A 7,133-nucleotide genomic window follows, 5' to 3' on the forward strand; every position below is an offset into this window, starting at 1 on the left:
GTACAGCCACTTACATACTGAGTGGCATAGAAGCGATGCATATGATGAAAAAGAAGCAACTTCATCAAGGGGTAAAGTCTGCCCAAAATCAAAAAGATTTCATTGATAAATTGTTTGGTATCGCATCATAATCTGTAATTTAGTAGGAAATTCAGGTCCTACTTTTTTTATAATTTATTTTTGCACCAGAACCCTACACAACTAGTTCTTTAATGGTGTTAAGTATCCCTTCTGAATAAGAACCTATAGTTAAACGTCCATGTCCATTTTTTGCCTCACTTGTAGCATTCTCAAGTAAATAACCGAATTTTACAGCCTGTAACATTTTTAAGTCATTACCACTATCACCGAAGGCAATTGCATTTTGTCGGTCTATCTTAAATTTTGCTAATATATATCTCACAATCTCGTCTTTTCCAGTCCCTAAAGGGATAAAATCAATATCATATGCATTCTCTGGGTCTCCAGCCAAAGGATTACATTGATTGATGTTGATACTAATTTTAAAATCACTAGCAACTTGTCTAATATGGTTAAGGTTTAATTGATCGTCCTTTTCATTCTTGTAGAAATAGTAGTAATTGCTTTTGTATTTTGATGCACCCATCTGTGATTGGCTATTTAAAGCAATATTTTTAGAAGCTAACAAATCAACTATCTCTTTTATTTTATCAGGATGGTAATTGCCATTATCAAACCTGCTAAGCCATTCTTTATCAATTTCACCTTGTTTTAACCTGTTGAAATAATGAATTTCTGTTCCCAAATCACTTGCAATAAAATGAGGAAGATACTGAAATCCACCCCTCTTCATTTTTTCAAGAACAGCCTCAATGTTACTACCCGTTACCAAGCCAAAAAGTAAACCAGAAACCCTACTTTTTTCTACGATAGTCTGTTCTAATGCTTGTATTTGACTTTTTCGTTCGGCGGTTAATTGGTGAGGAAAGTACGTTTCATCAAAATCACTAAATACAATGTACTTAGGATTTGGTATTTCTGGTAAAGTTCTAAAAAGATTGTAGTCCATAGAGTAACCTCCATAAATTCTTCTCTCATTCACCTCCATCTTACCATGAATATCCAATTATTTATATAACTAAACTGCCAGTTAATTGAACAAGAAACAATGTATATCATATACATGCTCGGTTAACATAACGTCCTATTATCAATAGTCACTGTCTCTAGAAATTTAAAAAGTCCCTTCAAACCTGAAAGGACTTTTTATTCACATAATCTGTGTACTTAGAAGTTTGGTATTTTTGGATAAACTTATAAGTTCCGCAGAAACTTGATACCCTAACCAACGTTGTGCAATATGCTCAAAGGATGAAACCGAACCTGTTGTGAAAAAGCGATGTTTAGATTCGAAATGTTCGGATAGGATGCCTTGATGTTGTAAAACAGTACTTAATTCTATTGCTGTTTCTTCTGCAGAACTAATAATAGAAATATTTTCCCCTAGTTCTTTTTTTATATATGATTCTAGATGTGGATAATGTGTACAGCCAAGTATTAATGTATCAATATCTTCTTTAGTTAATGGGGATAAGGCTTGTTTAACTTGTATCTCTACATACACATTATCATCTAATCGATTTTCTACTACCGTAGCTAATGTAGGACAAGCAAGACTATGTACTTTTATATTTGTATGAAGCTCCTTTAAAGCATCTGCATACATATTAGATTTTATTGTACCTAAAGTTCCAATTACTCCAATTTTTCCATACTTTGTTACTTTAATTGCGGCTCTTGCTCCTGGATGAATAACACCAATAACTGGAATAGTGAGTTCCTCTTTCAAAGATTGTAGTGCAGCAGCTGAAGCTGTATTACAAGCAATAACAAGAGCTTTTAATGGAAATTGTTTGAGAAAACAAACCATTTCATACGTAAAAATTTTAACCTCTTCAATACTTCTTGGTCCATATGGACAGCGCTTATTATCACCAATATAGTAGATGCTTTCCTTTGGTAATTGGCGCATAATTTCCTTAGCAACTGTTAACCCTCCAACTCCTGAATCTAATACTCCTATTATCGAATTTTCATTAGCTGAATACATATAATTCATCTCTTTCTTTTTATGTTAATATCATCATTTATTATACTCTTGAATTATAAAAACTCTATAACAATATCCTTATTTTGGGTATATTCTCTACAAGGGGTACAGCCGAGATACGTGTAAAAATAGGCCATAGACTTACTTTTATTTCCAATCATTCTTCATGCTTGTCTCTCCTCTGTATAAAATAGCTACTTTGCGGCCTACAGTAAGAACCCTGTGATTAAGTCAATAAAAAAGAATTCAAATTAACTCCAAACAACACCTCGTCTCTCATATTCCATTCTATATTCAACGGCTGCTGCAATTTTGGGGCTTGCGAACCTTTCCGTGATCCAAAGTCCTAAATCAAGTCCTGAAGTGACTCCTCTTGCAGTGATAATATTCCCTTGATCAACAATTCTGTAACGAAGAAGCTCTGCCCCGTATCCAATGATTTCATTTTGCGCCAAATAGTGCATCGTCGCCTTTCGACCATTCAATATACCGGAGGCAGCTAGTAGCATACCTCCTGTACAAACTCCAGCAACGATCGTTCCTTCGTTGTGCATCTCTCTAATCATTTCGGTCAGGGTTCCAAGCTCAGCTTGCTTTCGTGCCCCATGTTCAGCTTTATGATTCCAGCCACCACCAGGTACAATTAACAGATCTGGACGATTATCCATTCGTAAAAAATCATTTAGTTTAACTGTCACTCCAAACGAAGTAGTAATTTCTTGTTTTGGTTCACTTGATATTAGTTCAACCGTAAATGGAGCTCCTTCTTCTATCGCTCTTTTGAGTACCTCAAAAGGTGCGAAAGAGACAAGCTCTCCGAAGCCGTCAAACAATACAATTTGTATTTTCATTTTTATTACACCTCATATGCTTTCTTTCGTGAATCGAAGACATATAAAACAATTCAGCGATTATGTAATTGATTTACAAAAAATCCCTCATCCAATAGAAGAAACAATACCTCTATAAGCACAATAGGTCGTAGTTGGTAATAAAAGTAAGCCTATGCCCTATTTTTACACGTATCTCGGCTGTACCCCAATAAAGTTCTTTTTTTATTTGTAATTAAATCCCAGAGTGGCCCCTCATACCCAGAATCGTTTCCGTACCCCGTGTACTTTTACGAACGGATTTAAAAAATAATATGCTGTTTAGCATTATTGTTGTAAAATTTAGATAATAAATTGAAGAGTTATTATTTAAATCTTCAGGAATAACTTTGATTGAAATGAGTGATGAAATGATTGCGGTTAGAATTGAAGAGATATATCAAGAAATATTAGATGGAGAAAGAAAGAAGTTTCCGTCAGGCACTTGGAGTGAAGATGTAAATAATGAATTGGCTAAACGTGTTACAAGGTATTTAATTGAAAGTGTTTTACTATGGGATATACAAGATATTCGCAAAGGTTGGACTGAAAAATTTATTAAAAAGATGAAATTAACAACTGTACTTGCTAAATATAATAGCAGTCCTTACAAGATGTTAAATGATGCATATCCAGGACTTTTAAAAGAATGGGAATTGAAAATGTCACCTCTAAATTTTTGGACAAAGGAAAAAGGATTGGAAGCTCTTAAATGGACAATCGAAGAGAAAGAACAATTGACTGAAAAAGAAATCTTAGAAGTATATAGTGGAAAATGGATTGCGGAACATAAACTTGCTTCTCCCTGTCATATGTTCTTTAAAGGCAGTCCTTATATGATGATTAATTCATTGTATCTTGGAAAGTTTAAGGAGTGGCAATTTCAATGTGCTCCTAATCAATTTTGGACAAAGGAGAACGGATTGGAAGCCCTGAGATGGATAATTGAAGAAGAACAATTATCTGAGGAACAACTTTTACAAATATATAGTCAACGTTGGATAAAAGAGAAGAATTTATCCGGTCTATGTCAGAAATTTTGGAGAAATAGTCCCTACGCAATGCTAAATGAACTATATCCAAATCGATTTAAAGAATGGGAATTGCCAACAACCTCAAATGGATTTTGGACGGAAGAAAATTCGTTAGAAGCGTTGAGATGGACAATTGAAGAAAAAGAACAATTATCTGAAGAACATTTGAAAGAAGTATATAGTCATAGATGGGTTAACAAGCATAAATTATCTGTACCACTAAATAAATTTTGGGGTAATAATCCATTTAATATGCTTAATTCTTTGTATCCAGGACGTTTTAAAAGATGGGAATTCTCTGTGTCACCCTATAATTTTTGGACAAAGAAAAACGCGTTAGAAGCGTTGAAATGGACGATTGAAGAAAAGGAGAAATTATCTGAGGAAGCATTGCTGCAAATATATACTGGAAAATGGATTAAACAGCAAAGATTGCAATATCCTCTGGATACGTTTTGGGGTGGTAGTCCATATGCTATGTTAAATGAGTTATATCCAAATCAATTTTCTAAAGAGATGTTAAAAGGATATAAGCATAAAAGAATTGGAAATATCCAGCCAAGCTGAAATGAAATAATAAATTGAAAAGTTGATCCACACAGTTATATACGGGGTACCGCCAGCATTTTCCGAAATGCTGGCGGTACCCCGTAAAGGGCATACGGCAACGGTTCTTTACTTTTGAAGCCACTGGAGAGAAATGGACTTTATATATGTTTGTTATTGTCTTAAAATATTACGCACTTCCGAAACATCCATATTGGTAAACTTCGCTATATCTTCTATATTCATTCCATTTTTATGCATACCTTGAATCAATTGAATTTTCCCTTCTTGAATCCCTTCTTCTTTTCCTACTTCACGAGCATGTGCCAATTTAGCTTGTTCATCAAATAATACCTTTTCTCTAGCTTCATATGCTAAGCGGAATGAACTACTCTGACTCATATTCTCCCATTTATGGATTGCCTTCTGTAACATTGGGTCTTGTTTCATGGCGATATCCTCCAATGTGTGGGTTAAATGTTCATCTTCATGTGCCGGTAACAAGAGTAACCAACGAGCAAATTCATTTTCCCACAGATTAATTTTTTCTTCTCTCCATTGCTGAAGCAATTTTGGAATTTCAATAAAATGTATTTCTAAATCATCCAGTAAGACTTGTTTCTGCTCTTGACTCCAAAACGGTCCAACTGTGTGCATCTCTTCATAATTAGGAAAGAGATCAAAGTCTAATATATTAATCGCAATGGTCTTTCGTAGAGAACGATACGACATCCCTTTTTCTAATTGAGACGTATACAATTTACTCCAATAATATAAGGAACGTTTTACAATTTCTTGTGTATTTTTCAATTGAATTTCTACATTTACCTTTGTTCCGTCCTGAAGTGTGGCAAGTATATCTAGTATGGATAACTTGTCTTCTTCATATTCTTTATGCAAATGCGGGTCTTCAATTTTCAGCGATATAATCGGTGTAGATAAAGACTCATGCAAGATTGCATTTAAAAAAGAAACGAGTAATTCTTCTTGTCCTTGTACACCAAATAATTCTTTAAAAGCAAAATCGATTCGTAAATTCACTAAAGGTTGATTCATGGTTAGAGTCACCTTTCTTTTCGGTATTCTATATGTCTATTGTATCGAAGAGTAAACAAAAGAAGCAACCCCTGAAGATGGTGTTGGTCGGTTTTCTTTTTATTAATTAATACAGTATGTAAAATTATATACAAATTTCAATTATAGGATTCATACCTAACTATTTTTATAGATTCGTTGCATATTTTGCAAGGCGATCCGCTAAATCATTGAATTCATTACCGCTATGAGCCTTTACTTTTATAAATTTTATATTGATATTCCGAATGTATTTCTGCATAAATTCTTGATACTCTTGTGTTTGAGGGTTTTTAGCTCTCCAAGCTTTTGTTGCGAAATATTCAATACCTGTATAGTCATAGTAGGGTGTTTTTGCCCAAAACCCCGAAATGGGGGAATTAGCTTAATGCATTAGAAATTTATAGCTATGTCAAAAAATACACTTTATGACATAGCTATAAATCTAGAATTTTTCATTTCAAAAATACGACTTATGATTATTTGAAATGTTTCAATTGAAATGTATATGTTTTGACATGCTTATTTTTTAAAGAAGTTAAAACCCTTTGTTTATAAGGATTTTGTTAATAGTTCGCTTGTTATTCCCCTATTTCGAGGGGATGGGCAAAGATACCCTTAATAAGTTTCCTAATACATACAAAAACGCACAGATTTTATAATCTGTGCGTTTTCAATTCATATTTGTAGTCTTACCTAAGTCCTCATTAACTTAATAGATTTATGTATAATCAAAATTTAATATCTATGCTTGAATAAACATCAGCAAACCAACGTAACACACCATTATGATGGTTAATAATTTGTTCAGCAGTGATTTCTTCAGAATCCCATGTACTATGTGTATCTGAAACCAAAGTAACCTTATACCCCATACTAAATGCCCTTCTACAAGTTGTATCAACACACGCTTCTGTTTGAATTCCAGTGATAAATAAATGTTCAATTCCTTGTTTTTTGAGTTCATCCTCTAAAGATGTATTAAAAAACGAATCTGGAGTGCTTTTCTGAATGATGACATCTTTTTTGGTTGGTGTTATTTCTGGATGAATCTTCCAACCGTTTGTTCCGCATTCTAAAGGTTTCCCAACAGGTGCATTATGCTGTATATAAAAGATTGGTATCTCCTTAGAGCGTGCTTTGGCTAATAATTCATTCAAATTTTGTAGTAATCTGTCTCCCTTATGCACAACATTTCCTTCTTGAAACATCCCTTTTTGAACATCTATAACTAAAAGCGCTTTCTTTGTCATAATCTCCCCCCCTAATTAAAACGTATGTTCCCCTTTGTTCTTATTGTACATCTATATTCAATTAAATTCAAATAGGTCTTTAAGCTACTTACTACTTCAATATTGAGCACTCACATTCTAAGTTGGGATAGCACCACATCACTATCAAGTTAAGATAATTTTGTATCCATAGCATGAAAAAAAACGCTATTCTTTCTGTAGAATCATAGGTGGTCTGACCCCATTTGGTGAGACAAAGAAAAAACACCTAGACAACATGTTTCCTATAAGCTATAGGTGACATGTT

At 33.8% G+C, this 7,133-nt stretch carries 7 protein-coding genes and 1 pseudogene; 2 read left to right on the plus strand and 6 right to left on the minus strand.

Features of this window, described 5'->3' with window-relative positions; genetic code table 11:
- Positions 1 to 131 (plus strand): annotated as a pseudogene (locus JDS96_RS32620) (IS6 family transposase); the annotation flags it as partial.
- Between the two features lie 62 nt (positions 132 to 193).
- On the opposite strand, the gene JDS96_RS29270 reads toward JDS96_RS32620, so the two are convergent.
- The 3 genes from JDS96_RS29270 to JDS96_RS29280 form a co-directional block, all read right to left on the minus strand.
- Positions 194 to 1,030 carry an HAD-IIB family hydrolase gene (locus JDS96_RS29270; RefSeq protein WP_199668929.1) on the minus strand — a complete coding sequence of 279 codons (837 nt, stop codon included), beginning with the start codon at positions 1,028 to 1,030 and terminating at the stop codon, positions 194 to 196.
- A 201-nt stretch (positions 1,031 to 1,231) separates the two neighbouring features.
- The gene (gene racE / locus JDS96_RS29275; RefSeq protein WP_199668930.1) at positions 1,232 to 2,071 is read right to left on the minus strand and encodes a glutamate racemase; all 840 of its coding nucleotides are present in this window, start codon (positions 2,069 to 2,071) and stop codon (positions 1,232 to 1,234) included.
- A gap of 251 nt (positions 2,072 to 2,322) precedes the next feature.
- Entirely contained in the window at positions 2,323 to 2,922 is a 600-nt protein-coding gene (locus tag JDS96_RS29280; RefSeq protein WP_199668931.1) for a DJ-1/PfpI family protein, read from the minus strand.
- Positions 2,923 to 3,299: 377 nt separating this feature from the next.
- Here JDS96_RS29280 and JDS96_RS29285 point away from each other — a divergent pair, with 377 nt between their 5' ends.
- On the plus strand, positions 3,300 to 4,541 hold the full coding sequence (locus JDS96_RS29285) for a DUF4046 domain-containing protein (RefSeq protein ID WP_242480021.1): 1,242 nt from the start codon (positions 3,300 to 3,302) through the stop codon (positions 4,539 to 4,541).
- 153 nt (positions 4,542 to 4,694) lie between these two features.
- On the opposite strand, the gene JDS96_RS29290 is transcribed toward JDS96_RS29285, so the two are convergent.
- The 3 genes from JDS96_RS29290 to JDS96_RS29300 all read right to left on the minus strand — a co-directional run bounded on the left by JDS96_RS29290 (position 4,695) and on the right by JDS96_RS29300 (position 6,847).
- Positions 4,695 to 5,576 (minus strand): Rpn family recombination-promoting nuclease/putative transposase, encoded by an 882-nt coding sequence (locus tag JDS96_RS29290; RefSeq protein ID WP_199668932.1) that lies wholly within the window; start codon positions 5,574 to 5,576, stop codon positions 4,695 to 4,697.
- Positions 5,577 to 5,742: 166 nt separating this feature from the next.
- Positions 5,743 to 5,967 carry an RNase H family protein gene (locus JDS96_RS32625; RefSeq protein WP_307838216.1) on the minus strand — a complete coding sequence of 75 codons (225 nt, stop codon included), beginning with the start codon at positions 5,965 to 5,967 and terminating at the stop codon, positions 5,743 to 5,745.
- Between the two features lie 358 nt (positions 5,968 to 6,325).
- Positions 6,326 to 6,847, minus strand: coding sequence for a cysteine hydrolase family protein (locus JDS96_RS29300; RefSeq protein WP_199668933.1), 522 nt, complete (start codon positions 6,845 to 6,847; stop codon positions 6,326 to 6,328).
- Between the last annotated feature and the right edge of the window lie 286 nt (positions 6,848 to 7,133).

Origin of the sequence: Bacillus cereus group sp. N21, assembly GCF_016483395.1 — a bacterium.
Lineage (GTDB): Bacteria > Bacillota > Bacilli > Bacillales > Bacillaceae_G > Bacillus_A > Bacillus_A pseudomycoides.

Excerpts from the sequence above, each read along its gene's own strand:
- racE (WP_199668930.1), bottom strand. The coding sequence starts at position 2,071 with ATGTATTCAGCTAATGAAAATTCGATAATAGGAGTATTAGATTCAGGA.
- JDS96_RS29290 (WP_199668932.1), bottom strand. The coding sequence starts at position 5,576 with ATGAATCAACCTTTAGTGAATTTACGAATCGATTTTGCTTTTAAAGAA.
- JDS96_RS29270 (WP_199668929.1), bottom strand. The coding sequence starts at position 1,030 with ATGGACTACAATCTTTTTAGAACTTTACCAGAAATACCAAATCCTAAG.
- JDS96_RS29280 (WP_199668931.1), bottom strand. The coding sequence starts at position 2,922 with ATGAAAATACAAATTGTATTGTTTGACGGCTTCGGAGAGCTTGTCTCT.
- JDS96_RS29285 (WP_242480021.1), top strand. The coding sequence starts at position 3,300 with ATGAGTGATGAAATGATTGCGGTTAGAATTGAAGAGATATATCAAGAA.
- JDS96_RS29300 (WP_199668933.1), bottom strand. The coding sequence starts at position 6,847 with ATGACAAAGAAAGCGCTTTTAGTTATAGATGTTCAAAAAGGGATGTTT.